We start from the raw sequence: 23,714 nt of genomic DNA, 5'->3' as shown, positions 1-23,714 counted from the left end.
CTGAGTGAGGTTCCCCGGAAACGCTTTCTCAAATTTGCAGCATGCCCGTTATGGCACATACTTTACTCGGTGCTAAATGGTGATGGGGTTGCTATGTTACTCTCAGGCAAAGTCGCAATGATCTTCGGTGGCAGCGGCGCTATTGGTAGTGCGGTTGCGCATACTATGGCGCGCGAAGGAGCCCATGTGTATCTGGGCGCCCGCCGTCAGGAAAAGCTGGATTGGACCGCCAGTGGCATCCGAACGGCGGGAGGTACAGTCGAAACCTTTATCACCGATGTACTCGACGAGCACAACGCATCGAAGGAAGTTACCCGCCTTGTACAGCAAACCGGTGGAATAGATGTGGTGGTTAACGCAACGGGATTTATGCACGAACAGGGCAAGCGCATCGATGCATTATCCCTCTCTGAGTTTATGAGCGGTATCACCCCTTTTCTTGCGGCGCAGTTCAATATCGCAAAAGCCGTAACGCCGCACATGGGCGGCAATCGAGCGGGCGTTATTCTCACCATCGTTGCGCCCGCAGCCCCGATGGCGATGCCCGGGCATCTCGGCCATATCGTCGGCTGTGCAGGAACAGAGGCTTTTATTAAGGCGCTCGCCAGCGAGACGGGACCAATAAACATTCGTGTCGTCGGCGTGCGGTCGCATGCGATTGTGGATGCTGTAGCGGCTGGCTCCTATACCGGAGAAATTTTCACCGCTAAAGCACAGTCAATGGGTTTAACCGTCGATCAATGGTTAGAGGGGGCGGCGCAAAGTACCATGCTCGCGCGCCTGCCTACGCTTGCACAAATCGCTGAGGTTACAACCTTTCTCGCTTCAGACCATGCCAGCGCTATGACCGCCACAGTGGTAAATATTACCGGGGGTGCCACCGTAAGCTAATTTACCCGCTTTTCACGCCATGTGCTGCTGCGAGCCTTTTTTTGCACTCGGACGGGAACACAATGCTATACCGCACATAATAACCAACGCGCTCACCAGATGATATGAATGCAGAGTGACGTGCAAAAACATCACGCTAAATAATCCGCCACTCAATGGGATCAAGTGTGAATAGATCTCTCCACGCGTTGCGCCAATGGCGCTAATCCCTTTGTTCCATAATAGATATGACAGCCAGGAAGGAAAAATAACAAGGTATGCCAGCCCAGTTACAACGCCTGTATTGGCATAGCTATTCCATCCCGGCATACCATTGCGTATCAACTCCAGAGCCAGTACCGGAATAAGTACAATCGCACCTAACAGCGCGCTCACTGCGACAAAGGCGTTTCCCTTTACCTCACGCGGTTTAATGCGTAAAAAGGCACAATAGACGGCCCAACTTAACGCTGACCCCATGGTCCAGAAATCGCCCTGATTCAGATGTGCAAATACCCGCGCATTTATCACATCACCCTGCGACACCAGCCATATAACACCAACAGTACTCAGGATCACACCAGCTATATTTCGCGCAGAAATCCGCTCTTTAAAAAAGAACTTATTGATTAACAGTACGAGCGCCGGTGTGGTGGACATATAAATCGCGGCATTAAGCGAGGTTGTATATTGCAAGCCGATATACAACGTTAAGGGGAAAAGAACCTGACCACAAAGCGCAAGGAAGACGATAGTACCAAAGGATTTTTTCATCACCGGCCATTGCTCTGTGACCTGACGAAAATAGAGCGTCATCAATAATAACGCGGTAAATACCCAGCGTGCCGCTGATAAAACGATGGGATTAACTTCAGCGACCAAGAGATGACCAATCACATAATTTCCACCCCAAAAACAGGCAGCCAGACTGAGTAAAAGATAGGGCATATTTGCGCCTTATTGTCAGTTGTACGGTATGACCACAAGGCTACGGCGGCGTGAGAATGAATGCTAATATAACGTTTTTATCCATCTGCATAGATTAAAACTATGAAATTTACGCTAAGGCAACTTGAGTTTTACATCGCGCTTGCAGAAACATTACAAATTTCCAAAGCTGCTGCACGCTGTCATATTTCTCAGTCATCAATGACCATTGCCATGCGGAACCTGGAAGAAGCATTAGACGTGCAGCTATTTGTACGTTATCCCAAAGGTGTGAAGCTCACCGCTGAGGGCGAGCGCTTTCTGGCACATGCCTGCAACATCATCAACAGTAGCCACTCGGCTATTGACGCCCTGCATGACAGGAGCGAAATTCTCACCGGCACGGTGCGCATAGGCATTGCTGAAACGCTCTCTGCCTATCTTATCCCGGATATACTCAACGATATTGAACGACGTTTCCCTTTGCTGGAGATCGTGTTTTATGAAGCTACTGCACCGGAACTGGTACAGGCGCTACGGGAACAAAAGGTCGATTTTTGCCTGCTTCTGACCTCAAATATCAACCATGATAACGACCTGGAGATCGAAACATTTATTCGTTCACAGCGCCGCCTGTGGACGTCTATTGGGCATCCGCTACAGAGCCAGGCATCGATCCGTTTAATAGACGTCGAGAAACTACCATTTTTACTACTGGAAACCGATAAGTACCCTGACGTAATCATCGATTACTGGCAGCAGCGTGGCTATACGCCCAATATCAGTTTTCGCAGCAACTCTTTTGAAGCAATAAGAAGTCTGGTTGCAAAAGGTAGAGGGATAACCATTTTATCCGACCTGGTGTATCGCCCGTGGTCACTGGATGGTCTGCGCGTCATGCACAGAACGATTGATGATTTTATTACTTATATGGATGTCGGGACGGTAAAAATAGCCGCCCGACCGTTGACGCCAGAGGCGGTAAAAGTCATTGATTTTTTACGTCAGGCCGTTACCCGCCTCGACAAACCATTTTGAGGATTTTATCTCTGCGGCCATTCGGCAATACGCTCCACCATCATCAGAATATCTTCTCGCTGCAGCGGTTTTTTATCCGTGACAAAATGCAGCGTCATTCCTTCAATAAACGCATCCAGCGCCCGCGCCGTAACCGGATCAAACCACTGCTCTAACGTTTGTTGGCTGCGTAGCATCCAGTTCTGCATCACCGTTTTCAACGCTGGTTTACGGCTGGCGAAAGCATACAGCTGATACATAAGCTCCATATTATCAGGCGTTGTGACCTGGGAGCCGTAAATCATATCGGTAATCGCATGGCAGGCCGCCTGCGCATCAGCAACGTCGGCAAAAAAATCCTGGTACTGCTGAGACATAGTATGCGTAAAACAGCTGAATGCCTCCAACAGCAGATCATCTATTCCTGCAAAATAATAGGTCATTGAGCCCAGTGGCACCTCGGCAATCATAGCGATTTTACGGTGTGTAACCCCATGAATACCATGGATTACTATCGCCTTAAGGGTGGCCTGAACTATTTTTTCCCGCCGCTGCGGATCGTTTGCACGTCGCACTGCATTTCCTCTTCTTGCATTTGTGTACAAATGTACACAACCTTGCTAATGTTGTCTTCTTTCCTCTTTTCTTTGGCTCGAATTCATGACTGGCATCTCATCACGCAAAGCCTTAAGACGTCGCACCTGGGCGCTGTTCACGTTCTTCTTTTTACCAGGATTATTAATGGCCTCCTGGGCAACGCGTACCCCTGCCATCAGAGATATCCTCTCAATCTCTACCGCCGAAATGGGCGCGGTGCTGTTTGGACTCTCTATTGGTTCGATGAGTGGCATTCTTTGTTCGGCCTGGCTGGTGAAACGATTTGGCACGCGCAAAGTGATCCGCACTACCATGTCATGTGCGGTCATTGGGATGGCTATCCTCAGCATGGCGCTCTGGCTGCATTCCGCCTGGCTTTTCGCATTTGGTCTGGCCGTGTTTGGCGCCAGTTTTGGCGCAGCAGAAGTGGCCATCAACGTCGAAGGTGCGGCGGTTGAACGCGAAATGAATAAAACCGTGCTGCCGATGATGCATGGTTTTTACAGCCTGGGTACGCTGGCGGGCGCAGGAGTCGGGATGATGCTTACCGCCTTCAGCGTCCCGGCAAACGCGCATATTCTGCTGGCGGCGCTGGTAGCTATCACTCCTATCTTTATCGCCATCAAAGCAATTCCTGACGGCACGGGTAAAAATGCCGCTGATGGTTCTCCCTCCGGTGAAAAAGGACTGCCTTTTTATCGCGATATCCAGTTATTGCTGATTGGCGTCGTGGTGCTCGCAATGGCATTTGCTGAAGGTTCCGCCAACGACTGGCTTCCGCTGCTGATGGTGGACGGTCATGGGTTTAGCCCAACATCAGGCTCTCTGATTTATGCCGGATTTACGCTGGGCATGACCGTTGGCCGCTTTACTGGCGGCTGGTTCATCGACCGCTACAGCCGCGTCACGGTGGTGCGCGCCAGTGCGCTGATGGGCGCTCTCGGGATTAGCCTGATTATTTTTGTCGACAGCTCTTGGGTGGCGGGTGTTTCCGTTATTTTGTGGGGACTCGGTGCATCACTCGGCTTCCCGCTGACCATTTCAGCCGCCAGCGACACCGGCCCCGATGCACCAACCCGCGTCAGCGTTGTCGCAACAACCGGCTATCTGGCGTTCCTGGTTGGACCGCCGCTGCTGGGCTACCTGGGTGAACACTACGGCCTGCGCAGCGCTATGCTGGTGGTGCTGGCGCTGGTGCTTGTCGCCGCCATCGTCGCGAAAGCGGTGGCGAAACCGGATCTCAAAAATACCACGGTGATGGAGAACAGCTAATGAGCATCAAATTAATTGCGGTCGACATGGATGGCACATTTTTAAGTGACCAAAAAACCTATAACCGTGAGCGCTTTATGGCGCAATACCGCCAGATGAAAGAACAAGGGATCCGCTTTGTGGTCGCCAGCGGCAATCAATATTATCAGTTGATTTCCTTTTTCCCCGAACTGGCCAGTGAGATCTCATTTGTTGCCGAAAACGGCGGTTGGGTAGTCAGTGAAGGTGAAGATGTTTTTAACGGCGAACTGGCAAAGGATGATTTCCAGGCCATCGTTGAACATCTGCTGACCCGTACAGACATTGATATCATTGCCTGTGGTAAAAGCAGCGCCTACACGCTGAAGCAGTACAGCGATGAACATAAAGCTGTTTCCGCCATGTATTATCATCGTCTCGAATTTGTAGATAATTTTGACAATCTTAACGACGTTTTCTTCAAGTTCGGGCTGAATATTTCCGACGACAGAATCCCACAGGTGCAGGCCGATCTCCACGAGGCGATTGGCGACATTATGGTGCCGGTGCATACCGGCTACGGCAGCATCGATTTAATTATTCCTGGCGTGCATAAGGCAAATGGACTGCGGCTGCTGCAACAACGCTGGAATATTAACGACGATGAGGTTGTTGTGTTTGGCGATGGTGGAAATGATATTGAAATGCTGCGCCAGGCGGGATTTAGTTTTGCAATGGCCAACGCCCATGAGCCGGTTATCAAGGCGGCGAAATATCGCGCGGGATCGAACAACGAAGAGGGCGTCCTGGATATTATCGAGCGCGTGTTAAAGAATGAAGCACCGTTTACGCATTAACGCCTCAGCACAGACGGCAACAAAATGATGGCATGATCTATTCATAATCCGCCTCAAATTAACCCACTGGATTATTACTTCCAGTGAATATTTCAGGTGAGCGGATTATGAAGAAAAGTGTACTGATGGCGACATTGTTGCTGGGTTTTGCAGGGTCAGTATTTGCACAAAGCGTTACCGTTGATGTACCAAGCGGTTATAAAGTGGTGATCGTGCCCTCTTCCGTCAGCGTGCCTCAGGCGGTCAACGTGACTACCGCGCCACAAACGGTGTATGTTGCCCCGGCTCCTGCCCCGGCTCCTGTTTATCGCGCACATCCTTATGCGCGACATGTTGCCAGCGTCGGTGAAGGCATGATCATCGAACATCAGATTGACGATCACCACTAAGTTTCTGCCAGGCCCGGGCTACCGGGCTTTAGCCTTCCCGGGAATCCCCTACCCGTTTATCTTTCAGGAAGATCACCATAAGAATCAGCCACAGCACCCCGCTGGCCAGATTGAACAAGCTGAACAAGCCGTTGCCTCCCAGCAGATAAGCGTGTTTACTCAGCTCGATACCAACGGTAAAAATCAGCATCTGCAACATACCCATTGCGGCAGAAACCGTACCTTTACTCATTTCACTGGCAAACAGCGTCAGGCGCACCAGCCCCGCATTCGCCACGCCAATGCCAAACGCATAGATACTCAAACCCGCCGTCATCCATAGATATGCATGAGATGACACCACCGTTGCCGCAGCGGCAATAATCAGGCCAACGGCAATTGGCCAGCCGCCCATGATAATCAGCGAACGCACGGTTTTTCGCGAAGTCAGACGCGCCAGCACCAGGTTACCGGCAATCAGCGCACCAAAAATCGGCACCTGCAACAGGCCATATTCGTAACTACTGAGATGTTCTCCGCTGATGATAATAATCGGAGATTGCGCAATCCACGCCAGTAACGGCAGGCTGACAAAACCCAACGCCAGTGCGCCTGCAACGAAACGCACGTTCCTTAGCACCAACTTATAATCCTTGCCCAGCTCTTTAATGGACAGCTTTTCGCCCAGCCGGGTTGCCGTTTCCGGCATCGCGCGTTGCAGACCAAAAAAGGAGATACCCGCAAGGGCAGCAAACAGAATAAACATGCCCTCCCACGGCAGAACGTGCACCCAGGCTGCGCCGACCAACGGTCCCAGCAGCGGCGCAATCAGCGCCACGTTTGCCATCAGCGCGGTAATTTTTATGCAGACCGCTTCTTCAAAGGATTCCTGAATGGCGGCGTAACCCACCGCACCAATAAAGCACAGGCTTATCCCCTGCAAAAAACGCAGGAAAGTAAATTGCTCAATATTCTGTGCAAGCAGGGTCGCAAGGCAGGTCACGATGAACCAGAGCACGCCGGTTAACATTACCGGACGACGCCCAACACGATCCGATAGCGGTCCTAACAACCACTGTAAAAACATGCCGCCAGCCAGATAGGCAGTCATGGATGTGGGTACCCAATCTAATCCGGCATTGTATTGCTCCACCACCGCCAACATTCCAGGCTGGATCATATCGTTGCCGATATAAGTAGAGAATTCGTAAAGCACCAGACAGAGAGGGAAAAGTAATGCCTGACGCCCCAAACGGGCGCCTGAAGATAAACGGTTCTGCATGCAGTCTCTTAGCTATAGAAAAATCGCGCAAAGTGTAATAAATGCGCCGTACTGGTGATAGTGAATTATGTGATTTGAAAGCAAAATGCGCACATTTTTACATTCATTTGCTCAAGAAGATTTTGCTTTAAGGTTAATTTAAGTTGAGACCGCTATCATGCTCAATAAGTCTCATTAATTGTCTTAAAAATAGTCATTTAGCAGACAAATAAGACAAGACCGCTTTTTATCCCGTAAAAGCAATTTTATGCTCTCGCTCCCATGGGCCTTTTTAACGATTACACTGAGTCTGGACGTTATGTTGGAAAATCTGAACAACTCACTTTTTTACCTGATCAATGCAACACCCGACTCTGCGCAATGGGCAATTTCGCTCGCCATTTTCATTGCCAAAGATCTGATCAGCATTGTGCCGCTGTTAGCCGTTGTGCTCTGGCTTTGGGGACCGCGTGGTCAGGTTACGCTCCAGCGCCAGTTGGTCATCAAAATGGCCATTGCGTTGATAGTTGGTCTGACGATTTCCTGGCTGATGGGACATCTGTTCCCTCACGATCGCCCGTTTGTAAACCACATTGGTTACAACTTCCTGCATCATGCGGCAGATGATTCTTTCCCGAGTGACCACGGTACGGTTATCTTTACCTTTGCACTGGCCTTCCTGTTCTGGCATCGCCTGTGGACGGGCGCTCTGCTGATGGTCGTTGCCGTGGCGATTGCCTGGTCGCGGGTTTACCTTGGCGTACACTGGCCGCTGGATATGCTGGGCGGATTACTGGCTGGGTTGATCGGCTGTCTGAGCGCCCAGATGATCTGGCAGCGCTTTGGCGAGACCCTGTACCTCGGCTTGCAAACTTGCTATCGCGCCTGCTTCGCCCTCCCCATCCGTAAAGGTTGGGTACGTGACTAACCCACGGTAAAAAGAGTAGTATTAAGCGCGAAACTAAGCACTTATTCTATTCTCCAGGGGAACTATGGAAACTCGACGCGACGAGCGTATTGGTCAATTACTGCAGGCGCTGAAACGCAGCGATAAATTACACCTCAAAGAAGCCGCAACGTTGCTGGGCGTGTCTGAGATGACCATTCGTCGCGACCTGAATAATCATGATGCTCCCGTCGTGCTGCTCGGGGGCTATATTGTTCTGGAACCCCGCAGCGCTAACCATTATTTAATCAGCGATCAAAAATCCCGTCTGGTTGATGAAAAACGTCGCGCCGCCCAGCTGGCGGCGAGTCTCGTGCAGGCGCATCAGACCATCTTTTTCGATTGCGGTACTACCACGCCGTGGATCATTGAAGCGATCGACAATGAACTGCCCTTCACCGCAATCTGCTACTCGTTGAATACGTTTCTGGTGCTGCAGGAAAAACCGCAGTGCCGCGTCATTCTGTGTGGTGGCGAATTCCATGCCAGTAACGCGATTTTTAAACCGCTCGACTTCCAGGAAACGCTGAACAATCTGTGTCCGGATATCGCCTTTTATTCTGCGGCAGGCGTTCATATCGAGAAAGGCGCGACCTGTTTTAATCTGGAAGAACTGCCGGTGAAGCACTGGGCAATGTCGATGGCGCAGCATCACGTTTTGGTGGTCGATCACAGCAAGTTTGGCAAGGTGCGGCCTGCGAGGATGGGGGAATTAAAACGCTTTGATACCATCATCAGTGATAACCGCCCTGACGATGAGTTTGTTGAGTACGCTAAAGCGCAACGTATCTCGCTGAAGTATTAAGAGATACTGCCGGACGGCGATTGCGCCATCCGGCAATAAGTAAGGTTAAGAGAACCAACCACCAAACCACTGGTGGAATTTCATCATCACAAAGTCCCACATGCGGCTAAAGAAACCACCCTCTTGCACATCCTCCATCACCATCAACGGACGTTGCTCAATAGATTTTCCGTTCAACTGAAAGTCGATAGTGCCCACAACCTGACCTTTCTTCAGCGGTGCAGTTAGCTGTGGTTCAGTCAGGGTAAAGCTGGCCTTCAGGTTTTTGAGCTGGCCACGCGGGATGGTCACAGAACCGCCTTCTCCGGCCCCCAAATTCACTTCACTCTTATCGCCAAACCATACGCGCTGAGTAACGAAAGTCGCATCCGGCTTGATCGGCGTAACAGTTTCAAAGAAGCGGAAGCCCCAGGTCAGCAGCTTTTCTGACTCATTAAAACGAATGCGATCGGTTTTCGCCCCCAGCACCACGGAGATCAGGCGCATATCGCCCTGGGTTGCGGAAGCCACCAGGTTGTATCCCGCCCCGGCAGTGGTCCCGGTTTTCATACCGTCCACGTTCAGGTTGGTGCTCCACAAAAGACGGTTGCGGTTCGGTTGACGAATTTTATTGAAGGTAAATTCTTTCTCTTTGTGAATAGCATACTCTTCTGGCACATCGTGAATTAACGCCTTCCCGAGCAGCGCCATATCACGTGCGGTACTGAACTGTCCTGCCGCATCCAGGCCGTGCACCGTCTGGAAAGTAGTGTTGGTCAGCCCCAGTTTTTTCGCATAGCCGTTCATCAGACCAATAAAGGATTCCTGGCTGCCGGCAACGTAATCAGCGAGTGCAATACAGGCATCGTTACCTGACTGAATGATAACGCCTTTATTCAGATCTGACACCGCAACCTGATCGCCGGGCTTGAGGAACATGACCGACGAACCGCGCAGGGCTGGATTACCGGTCGCCCAGGCGTCTTTGCCCACGGTGACCATGTCGTTGAGGTTAATTTTTCCGGCCTTCAGCGCCTGCCCAACCACATAGCTGGTCATGATTTTGGTCAGACTGGCAGGATCCAGTTTCTCATCAGCATTACCTTCCGCCAGCACCTTGCCACTGGCGTAATCCATCAGAATCCACGCGCGCGCGTCCACGCTCGGCGGGGCCGTCGGTTGCTCCGCCGCCTGTACGGTCGGCGCCAAAAGGATTAAGAGTGCAGAACCTGCAGCAAAGCTGCGAAGTGAAGAGAAGTATTGCGTCATAAATGCCACCCGAGTATCCATTCCAAAAAACCACGTCATACCACACCGTGTTTACACAAAACCGGCCAAGCGACCTCGACCAACCCATGCAGAAAAAGTCTGATGGATGACGTGTAAAATAAGTGCGGTGAGTAATAACGCACTAACGAGCTTAAAGAAACCGTAAGTTGGTAAAGTTTTTAAAGTTTATGCAATAACGCCGCGCTGCGCTGCTCCTGGCACGATTTTTTTAGACTTTGTTGCGTAAATATTAGGTTTACCCCACCATGTGAGCTAGTCAGATGGCATCTGCAGCCATAAAGCTGCTCAATTAATTTGCGGGGTTACTATGATTACACTGTGGGGTCGCAATAACTCGACCAACGTAAAAAAAGTATTGTGGACGCTCGAGGAACTGGAACTGCCGTATAACCAAATTCTGGCGGGCGGACAGCATGGCGGTAACCGCGATGCCGACTATCTGGCACTAAACCCGAACGGACTGGTCCCGTTGCTACGCGATGATGAAACGGACGTTGTTCTGTGGGAATCCAATACCATTGTCCGCTATCTGGCCGCTCAGTACGGACAAAAACGTTTGTGGATTGACGCACCGGCCGAGCGCGCCGTCGGCGAAAAATGGATGGACTGGGCAAATCAGACGCTAAGCCCTGCGCATCGGGTTATCTTATTTGGCCTGGTCAGAACACCTGCCGATCAGCGCGATCTAGCGGCCATTGAGGCCAGTAAGCAAGTTTGCGATAACCTGTTTGCCATTCTGGATAACGCGTTGGCAGACCAGTCATGGTTCTCCGGGGCTGAATTTGGCACGGCGGATATCGCTGTGGCACCGTTTATCTATAACCTGTTCAACGTTGGCCTGAGCTGGACCCCGCGCCCGCATCTGGAACGCTGGTATCAGCAACTGACCGAGCGCCCGGCGTTTCAAAAAATCGTGATGATCCCGGTCAGCTAAACAAATCAGGGACTCACTTTTAGTAATTCCCCGTCGGACTCGTCGGTTAACACGTACATATAACCGTCTGGTCCGACGCGCACATCACGGATCCGTTGCCCCCTTTCCTGCAACAGTCGACCATCCTCAGTGACCGTATTCCCTTTAACGCTCAGTACGATCACTTCTTTATCTTTCAACGCGCCGATGAACAACTTCTGCCGCCACTGTGGAAAGGTATCGCTATTATAAAAAGCCATTCCGCTGACCGCTGGCGACTTTTCCCAGTAAAAGATGGGTTGTTCCGTGCCAGCAACAATTTGACCTTTTGCTTCGGGAATTTTCAAACCACTGTAGTTAACACCCCAGGTCGCGATAGGCCAACCGTAGTTTTTCCCTTTCTCGGGGATATTAATTTCATCGCCTCCGCGTGGGCCATGCTCATTGAGCCACAACACATCACTCCACGGATTCATCGCCATACCCTGCGGGTTGCGGATGCCATACGACCAAATCTCTGCCCGCGCTCCCTCCATGTTCACAAACGGATTATCCGGTGGAATTTTGCCCTCATCGGTCAGCCGTACGACCTTGCCCTGCAGCTTATCCAGATCCTGGGCGGTAGCGCGTTGATTATTCTCCCCCAGGCCAATAAACAGATAGCCGTTGCCATCAAATACCAGACGTCCACCAAAATGGTTTCCGGTAGAGAGCTTTGGCTGTTGGCGAAAAACGGTCTGAAATTCTTGCAGGTGTTTGAGATCGTCACTCAATCGCCCGTAGCCTACCGCGGTGCCCGCTTTGCCTTCGCGGTCGGCTTCAGCGAAGCTTAGCCACACCCGGCGGGATCGTTCAAAGTCCGGAGCTAACACCACATCAAGCAATCCGCCCTGACCATTCGCCCAGACTTTTGGTACGCCGGTCAGCGGGTCGGAAAGCCCTTTATCAGGCTGCCAGAGTCGAAGCTGTCCACCTTTGAGCGTAATGAGCATACCGCGGTTATCGGGTAAAAAAGCCAGTGACCATGGATGATCGAGTTTGGTTTGCAGCACTTCCACTTTTACCGCGACGGCATAAGAGGAAAATAGCGCAAGTGGGATAGCACAGAGAAAGAGTCGACGCATAACACCTCCTTAATGGCTCTGCATAAAGCGTAGCCAGCAAGGGGAATCACCCCGTCATATTTACATAATCTTAACGAAAAGGGGGAGCGCCCTCCCCCTGATTCAGACGTGTTCCAGCGTTGGGTAAGATTGCAAACTCTGGATACTCAGCGTCAGCGTTGTCAGGCAGTTTTCCAGTTTCTCTGCGTTAACGGCGATAAACGTTGGACAATCATGGTGTCCACTCATAAGACAAACAGCGGCGGCGGCTAACGCCCCTTCAGCACGATGAAGGGCATTCCACTCTTCCTGATCAAGATGCATACCGTGAAGCTGTGATTGTTCGTGCAATTCGCGATTCAGTGCAAAAAAATTATCACGCAGACGATCGCTCTCGCTGACTGACATGTAGCCTTTCGCTTTTCTCAACAGCAGATAAGCGGCAAGTTCGATACGGGCGTTTATCAATTTGTTGAGAAGATCGGTTCTCAGTCTGTCAACAACCATACTTTGTTCCTCCTCTTTCCAACTATGGTGCAATTTAATAGTATGGTTGTTTTTTGAACAAAGTCGTGTCCAGGATCAATCCATCACTTAAAATTAACATAATTTACAAATAATCTTTAATTCGGCGCCCGGCAGGCCGCTGATGGTATGAGATTGCGATACAATTTTTGTTCAGAACTCTGTAGAATCCCTGCCCTGAATATTCCAATAACTGAACACTTTTTACGCTATGAGCAATGTAACCCACCAGCCGAAAATCGGCTTTGTCTCCCTCGGCTGCCCGAAAAACCTCGTCGATTCTGAGCGCATCCTGACCGAACTTCGTACCGAAGGCTATGATGTCGTGCCAAGCTACGACGACGCGGATATGGTTATCGTTAATACCTGCGGCTTTATCGACAGTGCGGTTCAGGAATCCCTGGAAGCAATCGGCGAAGCGCTTAACGAAAACGGCAAGGTGATCGTCACCGGTTGTCTGGGCGCAAAAGTCGATCAGATCCGTGAAGTCCACCCGAAGGTGCTGGAAATCACCGGGCCACATAGCTACGAACAGGTTCTGGAGCACGTTCACCATTACGTACCCAAACCAAAGCATAATCCGTTCCTGAGCCTGGTTCCTGAGCAGGGAGTCAAGCTGACTCCGCGCCATTACGCCTATCTGAAGATTTCTGAAGGCTGTAATCACCGCTGTACGTTCTGCATTATTCCATCCATGCGCGGCGATCTGGTGAGCCGTCCGATTGGCGACGTCCTCAGCGAAGCCAAGCGTTTGGTCGATGCGGGCGTGAAAGAGATTCTGGTAATCTCTCAGGATACCTCCGCTTACGGTGTGGATGTGAAGCATCGTACCGGTTTCCATAACGGCGAGCCGGTCAAAACCAGCATGGTTGATCTGTGCGAACAGTTATCAAAACTGGGGATCTGGACGCGCCTGCATTACGTGTACCCTTACCCGCACGTTGATGACGTGATCCCGCTGATGGCAGAAGGGAAAATCCTGCCGTATCTGGACATCCCGTTACAGCATGCCAGCCCGCGTATTCTTAAATTGATGAAACGCCCAGGCTCCGTAGACAGACAACTGGCGCGCATCAAGCAGTGGCGTGAAATCTGCCCTGAACTGACGCTGCGCTCCACCTTTATTGTTGGTTTCCCGGGTGAAACGGAAGAAGACTTCCAGATGTTGCTCGACTTCCTGAAAGAAGCTCGTCTGGATCGCGTGGGCTGCTTTAAATACAGCCCTGTAGAAGGCGCTGGCGCTAATGACCTGCCGGATCAAATCCCGGAAGAGGTGAAAGAAGAACGCTGGAACCGCTTTATGCAATTGCAACAGCAGATCTCTGCTGAACGTTTGCAAGAGAAAGTGGGCCGCGAGATTCTGGTTATCGTTGATGAAGTTGACGAAGAAGGCGCAATTGGTCGTAGCATGGCTGATGCTCCGGAAATCGACGGCGCGGTATACCTGAATGGTGAAACCAAGGTGAAACCTGGTGATATCATCCGCGTGAAGGTCGAAAACGCAGATGAATACGATCTGTGGGGTTCACGCGTTTAATAAGCGTAACTCAACCGTAGGCCGGATAAGCGTTACGTCTTATCCGGCCTGTAATTTATCCTTTTATCTTCGGGTCCAGCGCGTCGCGCAGACCATCTCCCAGTAAGTTAAACGCCAGCACCGTCAGGAATATCGCTACCGCCGGGAAAATCGCCACGTGCGGCGCGATCACCATGTCAGCACGCGCTTCATTAAGCATTGCCCCCCACTCCGGCGTCGGCGGCTGTGCGCCTAATCCCAGAAATGACAGGCTCGCGGCAGAGATGATCGACGTGCCAATTCGCATGGTAAAAAAGACCACGATCGATGAAACCGTACCCGGCAGGATATGGTTAAAAATGATAGTCGTATCGCTGGCACCAATACTGCGCGCAGACTCAATAAACGTCTGTTGCTTCAGCACCAGTGTATTTCCGCGCACCAGGCGCGCGAAAGCAGGAATGGAGAAAATGGCCACGGCGATAATCACGTTCGCAATGCCGCTGCCCAGCACGGCGACCACGGCTATCGCCAGCAGAATGCCGGGAAAGGCGAACAGCACATCGCAGATACGCATAATCAGCCGATCCCACCAACCTTCGTAGTATCCCGCCAGCAGACCCAGCACTGTGCCAATCGCCGCGCCAATAAACACGGCAAAGACTCCTGCCGCCAGCGAGATTTGGGCGCCAACCAGCACGCGGCTAAAGATATCTCGTCCCAGAGAATCGACACCAAACCAGTGCAGCATCGACGGCCCATCATTCAAACGGTCATAATCGAAGTAATTTTCGGCATCAAATGGCGTCAACCAGCGAGCAAAAATCGCCACCATGATCAGGAGCAATACAAACAGCCCAGCGAACATCGCCATGTGCTGTCGACGAAAACGACGCCAGAACTCATGCCACGGTGTGCGTATCTGCTCTGGCTTAACAAGGGGCATTGCATTCAAAATCGCCTGTCGGCGCCAGTTAAAAAATCGCATCCTTACTTGTACCTGATAGCCGGATTAATGGCGGCGTAAAGCACATCCACCACTAAGTTGATAAGAATAAACTCCAGAGAAAACAACAGCACCTCGGCCTGAATCACCGGGTAGTCGCGCATTTCGACGGAGTCCACCAGCAGTCGCCCAAGCCCAGGCCAGTTGAACACCTTCTCAACCACGATTGATCCACCAAGCAAAAAGCCAAACTGTAGTCCCATCATGGTGACCACCGGGATCATCGCGTTACGCAGACCATGTTTTAACACCACCCAGGTCTCACTCACCCCTTTAGCCCGCGCGGTGCGCATATAGTATTCGCTGAGCACATCGACGAACGAGGCGCGGGTAAACCGGGCCAGCACCGCAGCCACCGCCGCGCCCAGCGTAATAGACGGGAGGATATAGTGCAGCCAGGTGTCAGCGCCAACGGTGGGTAACCAACCGAGCTCAACGGAGAATATCTGCATGAGCAGCATGCCAAGCGCAAACGCCGGGAACGAGATCCCGGTGACCGCCAGCGTCATACTCAACCTGTCCGGCCAGCGATTGCGCCATACGGCTGCAATGATCCCCGCCGTCATACCAAATAACACAGCCCATGCCATACTCGCAATTGTCAGCCATAACGACGGCATAAAACGGCTGGCTATCTCTTCGGAAACCGGGCGACGAGAAACCATCGACGTGCCAAAATCGCCTTGCAACACGTTGGTCATGTAATGCCAGAACTGAATATGCAGCGGTTGGTCCAGACCCAGCTGCTTGCGTACCAGTTCAATCACCTCGGCGTCAGCTTCCGGTCCGGCAATCAGCCGGGCCGGATCGCCGGGTAGCAGGTGAACAAATAAAAACACCAGCACCGCAACAATCAATAGCGTTGGGATCAACCCCAGCAGGCGCTTGAAAACATAGTTAAGCATCACGCTCCCTTCGCCGGCCCCTGGTTAGCGGGGCCGAATGAATAGCTTATTTTAAATCCGCATCATCAAAGCTAAATCCGGTATCCGGCATAATCCAGAACCCGGTCAATCTGGTGCTGTGCGCCGAAATCAGTTTTTCCACTACCAGTGGGATCCACGGCGACTCTTTCCAGATAATATCCTGCGCATCCTTGTACAGCTTCGCTTTCTGCGCCGGATCGTTGGTTTGCAACGCTGCCGCTAAATCACTGTCCACCTGCTTATTGCTATAGAACGCCGTATTAAACAGTGTTGGCGGCCAGTTTTGTGATGCAAACAGCGGTGACAGCGCCCAGTCAGCTTCCCCCGTAGAGGCAGACCAGCCGGTGTAGAACATCCGCACCCCGCTCTCTTTCTGCGCTTTACCCTCGACTTCCGCCGCGCGCTGGCCGGCATCCATCGCTGTTACCTGAGCCTTAACTCCCACCTGCGCCAGCTGCTGCTGGGTAAATTGCAGCACTTTCTGCGCGGTACTGTGATTATGCGAAGACCATAGCGTGGTGGTAAAACCGTTCGGATAACCTGCTTCTTTCAGCAGTTCGCGCGCTTTCGCCGGGTCGTATGGCCATGGCGTATAGTTTTGCGCATAGGCTATCGACGGAGGAAGAACGCCCGTTGCTGGCGTGGCATAACCCGCAAACGCCACTTTCACCAGCGCCTGGCGGTTGATGGCATAATTCAGCGCTTCACGCACCTTCGGGTTGTCGAATGGTTTTTGCGTGACGTTCATGCTGATATAACGTTGCATAATAGACGGACTGGCCACCAGTTCCAGGTTTTTGTTCTTCGCCAGTAACGCCGCCTGCTCGTAAGGGATCGGGAAGGCAAACTGCGCTTCCCCGGTCTGCAGCATGGCCGCACGCGTGTTGTTGTCGGTCACCGGACGCCAGGTAATCGTATCCAGCTTTGGCAGCCCTTGCTGCCAGTAACCCGCGAACTTCTTAACCTTCACAAAATCTGTCTGATTCCAGGTATCAAGCTGGTACGGCCCGGTCCCCACAGGGTGGAAACCGATCTCCTTACCGTATTTCTCCAGCGCGGCGGGAGAAATCATTGCCGTTGCGGGATGCGCCAGAATATTGATAAAGGCAGAGAACGGCTGTTTCAGCGTAATCTTCACCGTCGACGGATCGACGACTTCGGTTTTATCGATATTCTTATACAGGTTGTAGCGTTTCAGACGGTTTTCCGGATTGCTGGCGCGGTCGAGGTTGGCTTTAACCGCATCGGCGTTGAAGTCGGTGCCATCCTGAAATTTCACGCCCTGACGCAGCTTAAGAGTGTAAGTCAGGCCGTCATCAGAAACCGTATAGCTCTCTGCCAGCACATTTTTCAGCTTCATCTCTTTATCAAGGCCAAACAGTCCCTGATAAAACGACTTCGCTACCGCCTGCGACAACGTGTCATTCGCGTCATAGGGGTCAAGTGTGGTGAAATTGGATCCTACCGCCACCACCACGTCTTTGGCGGCCCAGCCAGGCGATGCGGCCAGCGCAGAGGCCACTCCCACAGCAACCAGCCATTTCCGAGCAACAATTTTTGTCATGTTATTCTCCTTAAACCCTGCCTGCCTGTTATAAACGCGAAAGCGCATTTTCTGGTTGCCCACGCGCAACATAATGCCCCGGGCCAACTAACTGTAACGACACGGGGGAAATCTCTTCGCCGCGCTTGCGGATATTGCTGGGGATATCATCCGACAACAGCACACGCTGTGGTCGGTGATGCGATGGATCGGCAACTGGTACTGCCGCCATCAGTTTGCGCGTATACGGATGTTGCGGATTTTCAAACACCGCGCGTCGGGGGCCAATCTCAACGATTTGCCCGAGATACATCACCGCCACACGGTGACTGATCCGTTCCACCACCGCCATATCGTGGGAAATAAACAGGTATGCAATTCCCATTTCCCGCTGCAGGTCGAGCAACAGGTTGATAATTTGCCCACGAATTGAAACATCCAGCGCCGAGACAGATTCATCGGCAATAATCACTTTGGGATTGAGTGCCAATGCCCGTGCAATACAGATACGCTGACGCTGACCGCCGGAAAACTCGTGCGGATAGCGCCAGGCATGCTCAGGCAGCAATCCTACGCGTTCCAGCAGCCATGCAACTCGTTTTGACCCCGCATCCCCCTGCAATAACCCATGCACCCGTAGCGGCTCCAGAATGGAATATCCCACCGTCTGACGTGGATCGAGCGAGGCATACGGATCCTGGAAGATAAACTGAATATCCCGACGCAGCGGCTGCAACTTGCTGGCAGCAAGGGTATCAATACGCTGTCCGTTGAAAATGATTTCCCCACGCTGAGACTCAACCAAGCGCAACAGCGCCCGCCCGGTGGTGGATTTCCCACAGCCCGACTCACCCACCAGCGAGAGCGTTTCTCCCGGCCACAGGTCAAAGCTGACGTTTTCCACTGCATGCACCTCGCGAGTTACGCGATTTAGAATGCCGCTACGCAGAGGAAAACGCGTCACCAGGTTACGTACCTGCAAAATTGGCTCGCCTTCAACCACGGTATCCTGTTCGGTCTGTGGCTCTACATGGCTGGGATCGTGTAATGAAATAAGCGGGAAACGGCGCGGAAGTTCATGCCCGTTCATTGCCCCAAGCTGCGGCACGGCTGCCAGCAGCGCTTTGGTATAAGGATGCTGGGGAGCGTGAAAAATCTGCTCAACGCTGCCGGTTTCTACCGCCTCGCCCTGATACATCACCAGCACGCGGTCGGCAATATCCGCCACAACGCCCATATCGTGGGTAATAAAGATCACTCCCATCGACATATCCTGCTGCAACACTTTTATCAGTTGCAGGATCTGCGCCTGAATGGTGACATCCAGCGCGGTTGTCGGCTCATCAGCAATTAAAACCGCAGGGCGACACGACAGTGCCATGGCGATCATCACCCGCTGGCGCATACCGCCGGAAAGCTGGTGTGGATAACGCGATAAAATCGCCTTCGCCTCGGGGATACGCACCTGATCGAGCATTCGCTTCGCTTCTACCATCGCCTCTTCGTGACTGGCACCCTGGTGCAAGCGGATAGACTCGGCAATTTGCTCGCCCACGGTAAACACCGGATTAAGCGATGTCATAGGCTCCTGGAAGATCATCGCGATATCCGCACCGCGCACGTGACGCATTTGTGATGCGCTCTGTTCACCCAGCTCAATAACCTGTCGATTACGGCGTCGGAGGAGCATTTCATCGCAGCTCACCTCGCCGCCGGACTGTTCAATCAGACGCATCAGCGACAAGGCGGTCACCGACTTACCAGAACCAGACTCGCCGACTATCGCCAGCGTTTCGCCACGCTTCAGGCGAAATGACAGATTGCGCACTGCGCTGACACGCTGCTGCTCCTGTTCAAAGGCAATATTCAGATTGCTGACTGCCAGCACATCGCTGGCATCAAGCTCATCACTGTGTGGCAACGCTATCTCCTTTTTCCCGATAAATACCGGTGGTTGGCGTATCACCTGCACATCCCCAGGCGCGGTACATGCCTTCGCTGTTAAACGGCAAAGCGACATTGCCCTCATGATCGATAGCAATTAAACCGCCGCTGCCGCCAAGCGCCGGTAATTTTTCCATCACTACGCGTTCACACGCTTCGGATAAACTCAGACCGCCGTAGTCCATCAACGCCGCAATGTCATAGGCCGCCAAAGCACGAATAAAGACTTCTCCGGTTCCGGTGCAGGAGACTGCCACACTTGCATTATTGGCATAACAGCCTGCGCCAACCAACGGACTGTCACCCACCCGCCCCGGTAATTTATTGGTCATCCCGCCGGTCGATGTTGCTGCCGCCAGATTGCCAAACATATCTAACGCGACCGCACCCACGGTACCCATTTTGTTGTTTTCATCCAGCGGGCTCGCGCTATGGTCCAGCACCGTTTCACCCGCTGTTCGCGCCGCCAGAAGTTGAGCGTAGCGTTCTGGCGTCGAGAAAATATCCGCTGATACGCGCTCCATACCCTGCGCAATGGCAAAGTTTTCAGCCCCTTCACCTATCATCATGACGTGTGGGCTGTGTTCCATTACCAGGCGTGCCGCGAGAATCGGGTTTCGCAGATGGCTTACCCCGGCGACGGCGCCTGCGTTCAGCGTATTACCGTCCATCACACAGGCGTCCAGCTCATGGGTTTCATCACGGGTATACACCGCGCCAATTCCGGCATTAAACAATGGACACTCTTCCAGCAGGCGCACGGCCTCGGTAACGACATCCAGTGCGCTACGACCGTCTTCAAGCATCCGCTGGCCGGTTTCAACGATATCCGACAGCGCCTGTATATAACGCAACTCTTGCTCCTGGCTCAGCTGCGAACGGGTAATAGCCCCTGCGCCGCCGTGAATTGCAATGACTGCTTTACCCATTTTTTTCGTCCATTAGGTGGCAGGTACCGGGGTTATAAATATCAGAATTTCTGTGACTTATTGATTCGATTTTTGAATATAGAAAGATGCAGACGTCATGTAAAGGTTAAGGCCCGTACCTCACCCCCCATCCCATCAGGTTATTTAGATGAGTTAATCAGAAAGGGGATCTTCCAACATCGTTGAATATATTATTCAAGCCGATCGGCAATCTGTTTTTTTGCATAAAACACAAAGCGTTCAACAGACGGCATAGACGCAGCCCAGTTCTTTTTGGTTAACCCCAGGTATTCCGCACGCGCGGCTTGCAGCGTGTCAGCATACTCAACGGGTAATTGCGGTATAAGCCAGGAGGCGGCTTCATCTTTAGCGACAATATTGCCCGTAACCACGCTGTACCAAATACGCGCCAGAGTAAGGATGATATTTCGCTCGTCACCCTCTAAATCGCCCGTTTTCTGCCACATATCAAGAATATGCCGAAATGTTTGCACAACATCGCTAAAAGGAATGACGTTGAATAACGTCTCAGCGGCTTCACCGAACAACGCTACGCTGGCGCGCCTGGCCTGGGTCAGCAGGATGGAAAGATCAGGATCCACCTGTGTCGGTTCAACAATTCCCGCGCGAATATCGTCACGCAACCATTCGCCAAATTGCATTTCTCTTGACGGTGGGAATTGCCAGGGTACAAGTTGTGAATAGATCACGATGGTCACTTCCAGCGCCCGATATCTATCAACGCTACCAGGCGGGGCTGATATTTCCAGAAAACCCTGCATCAGATCTTTTCTTTGCCGGGTATTAAGTGGCTGCCTAATGGTAACCAGTAAATCGATATCGCTTTGGGGCTTTAAGCCACCTTCAACAGCAGAGCCATACAAATGAACAGCAACCAGGTCGCCCTCGATAATCCGCGCAATCAGTGCACTGGCGGCATTCACCTGCCGTCGAATTGAATCCGGGATAGTCGCAGACATTTAGCCTCCTGGAGAAAAAGCAGAAATCATGAGTCTATACTGCATTTTTCCTGTAGCGCTAATCTCTGGCAGAAAACCTGTATCAGATCTGATCCTAAGCCTGAGGTAGCATACTGTCCGCGTCCATTTTCTGACATAATGAGCGGATTCGATTTTGCCCCGCAGGAGTCTTCTCATGGAATTTACCGCCGGACTGATGCCGCTTGAAACGGCTCTTTCTCAGATGCTTTCGCGTATTACCCCACTCACCGCCGTCGAAACGCTGCCGCTGGTTCAATGCTTTGGCCGCATTCTGGCCACCGACGTCGTCTCCCCGATTGATGTGCCGGGATTCGATAACTCGGCAATGGATGGCTATGCGGTGCGATTAGCCGATTTACAATCAGACCAGCCTCTTGCGGTGGCTGGCAAAGCCTTTGCTGGACAGCCATTTCACGGCGAGTGGCCTGCGGGAACCTGCATCCGTATTATGACCGGAGCCCCGGTGCCTGCCGGTTGTGAAGCCGTGGTAATGCAGGAGCAAACGGAACAAACTGACGACGGTGTGCGTTTTACCGCCGACGTCCGCAGCGGACAAAATATTCGTCTGCGCGGTGAAGATATTGCAAACGGCGCGGTGGTATTCCCCACAGGAACTCGTCTGACAACCGCCGAGCTTCCCGTGCTGGCTTCGCTCGGTATTGCCGAGGTCCCCGTTGTGCGTAAAGTCCGCGTGGCATTGTTCTCCACCGGTGATGAGCTGCAATTGCCGGGTCAGCCGCTGGGCGACGGGCAGATTTATGACACAAACCGTCTGACCGTTCACCTGATGCTGCAGCAGTTGGGCTGCGAGGTGATCAACTTAGGGATTATTCGCGACAATCCCAACGCGCTGCGGGCCGCATTTATCGAAGCCGACAGCCAGGCCGACGTCGTCATCAGCTCTGGTGGCGTTTCGGTAGGCGAAGCGGATTACACCAAAACCATTCTGGAAGAGCTGGGAGAAATTGCCTTCTGGAAGCTGGCTATCAAACCCGGTAAACCGTTCGCCTTTGGCAAACTGAGCAACAGCTGGTTTTGCGGCCTGCCGGGTAACCCGGTGTCTGCTGCCCTCACCTTTTATCAACTGGTACAACCGCTGCTGGCGAAACTCAGCGGCAACACCGCCTGTGGGTTGCCTCCGCGCCAGCGCGTGCGCACCGCTTCACGCCTGAAGAAAACGCCAGGGCGTCTGGATTTTCAGCGTGGTGTATTGCAGCGTACCGCGGAAGGCGAACTGGAAGTCACTACCACCGGGCACCAGGGCTCGCATATTTTTAGCTCCTTTAGCCAGGGCAATTGCTTTATTGTGCTGGAGCGCGATCGCGGTAACGTTGAGGTCGGAGAATGGGTTGAAGTTGAGCCATTTAACGCACTGTTTGGAGGTCTGTAATGGCAGAACTCAGCGACCAGGAGATGATGCGCTATAACCGGCAAATCATTCTGCGCGGCTTCGATTTCGAAGGTCAGGAAGCGCTCAAAGATGCGCGGGTACTGGTCGTTGGTCTGGGGGGACTGGGATGTGCTGCAACCCAGTACCTTGCTGGTGCTGGCGTCGGGCATTTAACCCTGCTCGACTTTGACACGGTCTCCGTGTCGAACCTCCAACGCCAGACGCTGCACAGCGATGCAACCGTAGGGCAACCAAAAGTGATATCCGCTCGTGACGCGCTAACGCGGATTAACCCTTATATCGCCATTACGCCGGTGAATGCGCTGCTGGACGATAGCGAGATTCACGCGCTTATTGCCGAACACGATTTGGTGCTGGACTGTACGGATAACGTCAGCATCCGCAATCAGCTGAATGCCGGATGCTTTGCCGCCAGAGTTCCGCTGGTTTCCGGTGCAGCAATTCGCATGGAAGGGCAAATTACCGTCTTTACGTATCAGGAAGGCGAGCCCTGCTACCGTTGCCTGAGCCGTTTGTTCGGTGAAAACGCCCTGACCTGCGTAGAAGCCGGAGTGATGGCCCCGCTGATCGGCGTGATCGGCTCGTTACAGGCGATGGAAGCCATTAAGCTGCTGGCAAACTACGGTAAACCGGCATCCGGAAAAATCGTCATGTACGATGCCATGACCTGCCAGTTTCGCGAAATGAAGCTGATGCGTAATCCGGGGTGCGAGGTTTGTAGTCGGTAAAAAAGTCGGGTGGCGGCTTCGC

At 52.5% G+C, this 23,714-nt stretch carries 23 protein-coding genes; 11 read left to right on the top strand and 12 right to left on the bottom strand.

The features are described from left to right. Nucleotides 1-93: 93 nt before the first annotated feature. Entirely contained in the window at nucleotides 94-891 is a 798-nt protein-coding gene (locus tag OGV89_RS19795) for an SDR family NAD(P)-dependent oxidoreductase (RefSeq protein WP_204583822.1), read from the top strand. Nucleotides 892-903: 12 nt separating this feature from the next. On the opposite strand, the gene OGV89_RS19790 is transcribed toward OGV89_RS19795, so the two are convergent. Then, nucleotides 904-1,818: a DMT family transporter gene (locus tag OGV89_RS19790; RefSeq protein ID WP_054528223.1), complete on the bottom strand. Its 915-nt coding sequence runs from the start codon at nucleotides 1,816-1,818 to the stop codon at nucleotides 904-906. Between the two features lie 102 nt (nucleotides 1,819-1,920). Here OGV89_RS19790 and OGV89_RS19785 point away from each other — a divergent pair, with 102 nt between their 5' ends. Further along, nucleotides 1,921-2,835, top strand: coding sequence for a LysR family transcriptional regulator (locus OGV89_RS19785; protein WP_003836947.1), 915 nt, complete (start codon nucleotides 1,921-1,923; stop codon nucleotides 2,833-2,835). A gap of 5 nt (nucleotides 2,836-2,840) precedes the next feature. Here OGV89_RS19785 and OGV89_RS19780 read toward each other — a convergent pair whose 3' ends face one another. After that, on the bottom strand, nucleotides 2,841-3,389 hold the full coding sequence (locus OGV89_RS19780) for a TetR/AcrR family transcriptional regulator (RefSeq protein ID WP_286559190.1): 549 nt from the start codon (nucleotides 3,387-3,389) through the stop codon (nucleotides 2,841-2,843). Between the two features lie 85 nt (nucleotides 3,390-3,474). On the opposite strand from OGV89_RS19780, the gene OGV89_RS19775 reads away from it, so the two are divergent. The 3 genes from OGV89_RS19775 (at nucleotide 3,475) to OGV89_RS19765 (ending at nucleotide 5,887) form a co-directional block, all read left to right on the top strand. After that, nucleotides 3,475-4,683: an MFS transporter gene (locus OGV89_RS19775; RefSeq protein ID WP_048216661.1), complete on the top strand. Its 1,209-nt coding sequence runs from the start codon at nucleotides 3,475-3,477 to the stop codon at nucleotides 4,681-4,683. Further along, nucleotides 4,683-5,498, top strand: coding sequence for a Cof-type HAD-IIB family hydrolase (locus tag OGV89_RS19770; protein WP_203398491.1), 816 nt, complete (start codon nucleotides 4,683-4,685; stop codon nucleotides 5,496-5,498). Before OGV89_RS19775 ends, OGV89_RS19770 begins: the two co-directional genes overlap by 1 nt. 107 nt (nucleotides 5,499-5,605) lie before the next feature. Continuing rightward, a complete protein-coding gene (locus OGV89_RS19765; protein WP_003035330.1) occupies nucleotides 5,606-5,887 on the top strand; it encodes a hypothetical protein in 282 nt (93 codons plus the stop codon). A gap of 28 nt (nucleotides 5,888-5,915) precedes the next feature. Here OGV89_RS19765 and OGV89_RS19760 read toward each other — a convergent pair whose 3' ends face one another. Further along, nucleotides 5,916-7,148, bottom strand: a complete 1,233-nt coding sequence (locus OGV89_RS19760) for an MFS transporter (protein ID WP_286559187.1) — start codon at nucleotides 7,146-7,148, stop codon at nucleotides 5,916-5,918. 298 nt (nucleotides 7,149-7,446) lie between these two features. Here OGV89_RS19760 and ybjG point away from each other — a divergent pair, with 298 nt between their 5' ends. Further along, on the top strand, nucleotides 7,447-8,055 hold the full coding sequence (ybjG, locus tag OGV89_RS19755; protein ID WP_058842573.1) for an undecaprenyl-diphosphate phosphatase: 609 nt from the start codon (nucleotides 7,447-7,449) through the stop codon (nucleotides 8,053-8,055). 64 nt (nucleotides 8,056-8,119) lie between these two features. Continuing rightward, the gene (gene deoR, locus OGV89_RS19750) at nucleotides 8,120-8,878 is read left to right on the top strand and encodes a DNA-binding transcriptional repressor DeoR (protein ID WP_057102159.1); all 759 of its coding nucleotides are present in this window, start codon (nucleotides 8,120-8,122) and stop codon (nucleotides 8,876-8,878) included. A gap of 45 nt (nucleotides 8,879-8,923) precedes the next feature. Here the strand turns inward: deoR and dacC are convergent, their stop codons facing one another. Beyond that, nucleotides 8,924-10,126, bottom strand: coding sequence for a serine-type D-Ala-D-Ala carboxypeptidase (gene dacC, locus OGV89_RS19745; protein ID WP_003035316.1), 1,203 nt, complete (start codon nucleotides 10,124-10,126; stop codon nucleotides 8,924-8,926). Between the two features lie 328 nt (nucleotides 10,127-10,454). On the opposite strand from dacC, the gene OGV89_RS19740 reads away from it, so the two are divergent. After that, entirely contained in the window at nucleotides 10,455-11,081 is a 627-nt protein-coding gene (locus OGV89_RS19740; RefSeq protein ID WP_286559184.1) for a glutathione S-transferase family protein, read from the top strand. Nucleotides 11,082-11,086: 5 nt separating this feature from the next. On the opposite strand, the gene OGV89_RS19735 is transcribed toward OGV89_RS19740, so the two are convergent. Together OGV89_RS19735 and bssR are read right to left on the bottom strand one after the other, a co-directional pair. Next, on the bottom strand, nucleotides 11,087-12,184 hold the full coding sequence (locus OGV89_RS19735) for a PQQ-dependent sugar dehydrogenase (RefSeq protein WP_200010760.1): 1,098 nt from the start codon (nucleotides 12,182-12,184) through the stop codon (nucleotides 11,087-11,089). A 102-nt stretch (nucleotides 12,185-12,286) separates the two neighbouring features. Continuing rightward, nucleotides 12,287-12,670: a biofilm formation regulator BssR gene (bssR, locus tag OGV89_RS19730; RefSeq protein WP_003845496.1), complete on the bottom strand. Its 384-nt coding sequence runs from the start codon at nucleotides 12,668-12,670 to the stop codon at nucleotides 12,287-12,289. 229 nt (nucleotides 12,671-12,899) lie between these two features. On the opposite strand from bssR, the gene rimO reads away from it, so the two are divergent. Further along, nucleotides 12,900-14,225 carry a 30S ribosomal protein S12 methylthiotransferase RimO gene (rimO, locus tag OGV89_RS19725; protein WP_003035305.1) on the top strand — a complete coding sequence of 442 codons (1,326 nt, stop codon included), beginning with the start codon at nucleotides 12,900-12,902 and terminating at the stop codon, nucleotides 14,223-14,225. Between the two features lie 55 nt (nucleotides 14,226-14,280). Here the strand turns inward: rimO and gsiD are convergent, their stop codons facing one another. From gsiD to OGV89_RS19695, 6 genes are all read right to left on the bottom strand, one after another. Beyond that, nucleotides 14,281-15,192 carry a glutathione ABC transporter permease GsiD gene (gene gsiD, locus OGV89_RS19720; protein WP_003035302.1) on the bottom strand — a complete coding sequence of 304 codons (912 nt, stop codon included), beginning with the start codon at nucleotides 15,190-15,192 and terminating at the stop codon, nucleotides 14,281-14,283. A 2-nt stretch (nucleotides 15,193-15,194) separates the two neighbouring features. Further along, complete coding sequence (gsiC, locus tag OGV89_RS19715; RefSeq protein ID WP_286559181.1) at nucleotides 15,195-16,115, bottom strand: glutathione ABC transporter permease GsiC; 921 nt, start codon at nucleotides 16,113-16,115, stop codon at nucleotides 15,195-15,197. A 46-nt stretch (nucleotides 16,116-16,161) separates the two neighbouring features. After that, complete coding sequence (gsiB, locus tag OGV89_RS19710; protein ID WP_149911552.1) at nucleotides 16,162-17,700, bottom strand: glutathione ABC transporter substrate-binding protein GsiB; 1,539 nt, start codon at nucleotides 17,698-17,700, stop codon at nucleotides 16,162-16,164. 28 nt (nucleotides 17,701-17,728) lie between these two features. Beyond that, complete coding sequence (gene gsiA / locus OGV89_RS19705) at nucleotides 17,729-19,600, bottom strand: glutathione ABC transporter ATP-binding protein GsiA (RefSeq protein ID WP_003836972.1); 1,872 nt, start codon at nucleotides 19,598-19,600, stop codon at nucleotides 17,729-17,731. After that, nucleotides 19,587-20,552, bottom strand: coding sequence for a beta-aspartyl-peptidase (iaaA, locus tag OGV89_RS19700; RefSeq protein WP_286559179.1), 966 nt, complete (start codon nucleotides 20,550-20,552; stop codon nucleotides 19,587-19,589). The genes gsiA and iaaA overlap by 14 nt, the downstream gene beginning before the upstream one ends. A gap of 191 nt (nucleotides 20,553-20,743) precedes the next feature. Further along, nucleotides 20,744-21,532, bottom strand: coding sequence for an aminoglycoside adenylyltransferase family protein (locus tag OGV89_RS19695; RefSeq protein ID WP_049003173.1), 789 nt, complete (start codon nucleotides 21,530-21,532; stop codon nucleotides 20,744-20,746). Nucleotides 21,533-21,707: 175 nt separating this feature from the next. Here OGV89_RS19695 and moeA point away from each other — a divergent pair, with 175 nt between their 5' ends. Beyond that, nucleotides 21,708-22,943: a molybdopterin molybdotransferase MoeA gene (gene moeA, locus OGV89_RS19690; protein ID WP_044701113.1), complete on the top strand. Its 1,236-nt coding sequence runs from the start codon at nucleotides 21,708-21,710 to the stop codon at nucleotides 22,941-22,943. Next, nucleotides 22,943-23,692: a molybdopterin-synthase adenylyltransferase MoeB gene (gene moeB / locus OGV89_RS19685; protein WP_016149838.1), complete on the top strand. Its 750-nt coding sequence runs from the start codon at nucleotides 22,943-22,945 to the stop codon at nucleotides 23,690-23,692. The genes moeA and moeB overlap by 1 nt, the downstream gene beginning before the upstream one ends. The last annotated feature ends 22 nt before the right edge of the window (nucleotides 23,693-23,714 follow it).

Origin of the sequence: Citrobacter sp. Cf125, from assembly GCF_030333935.1 — a bacterium.
Lineage (GTDB): Bacteria > Pseudomonadota > Gammaproteobacteria > Enterobacterales > Enterobacteriaceae > Citrobacter > Citrobacter freundii.
This window is presented reverse-complemented; position numbering and strand designations above follow the sequence as displayed.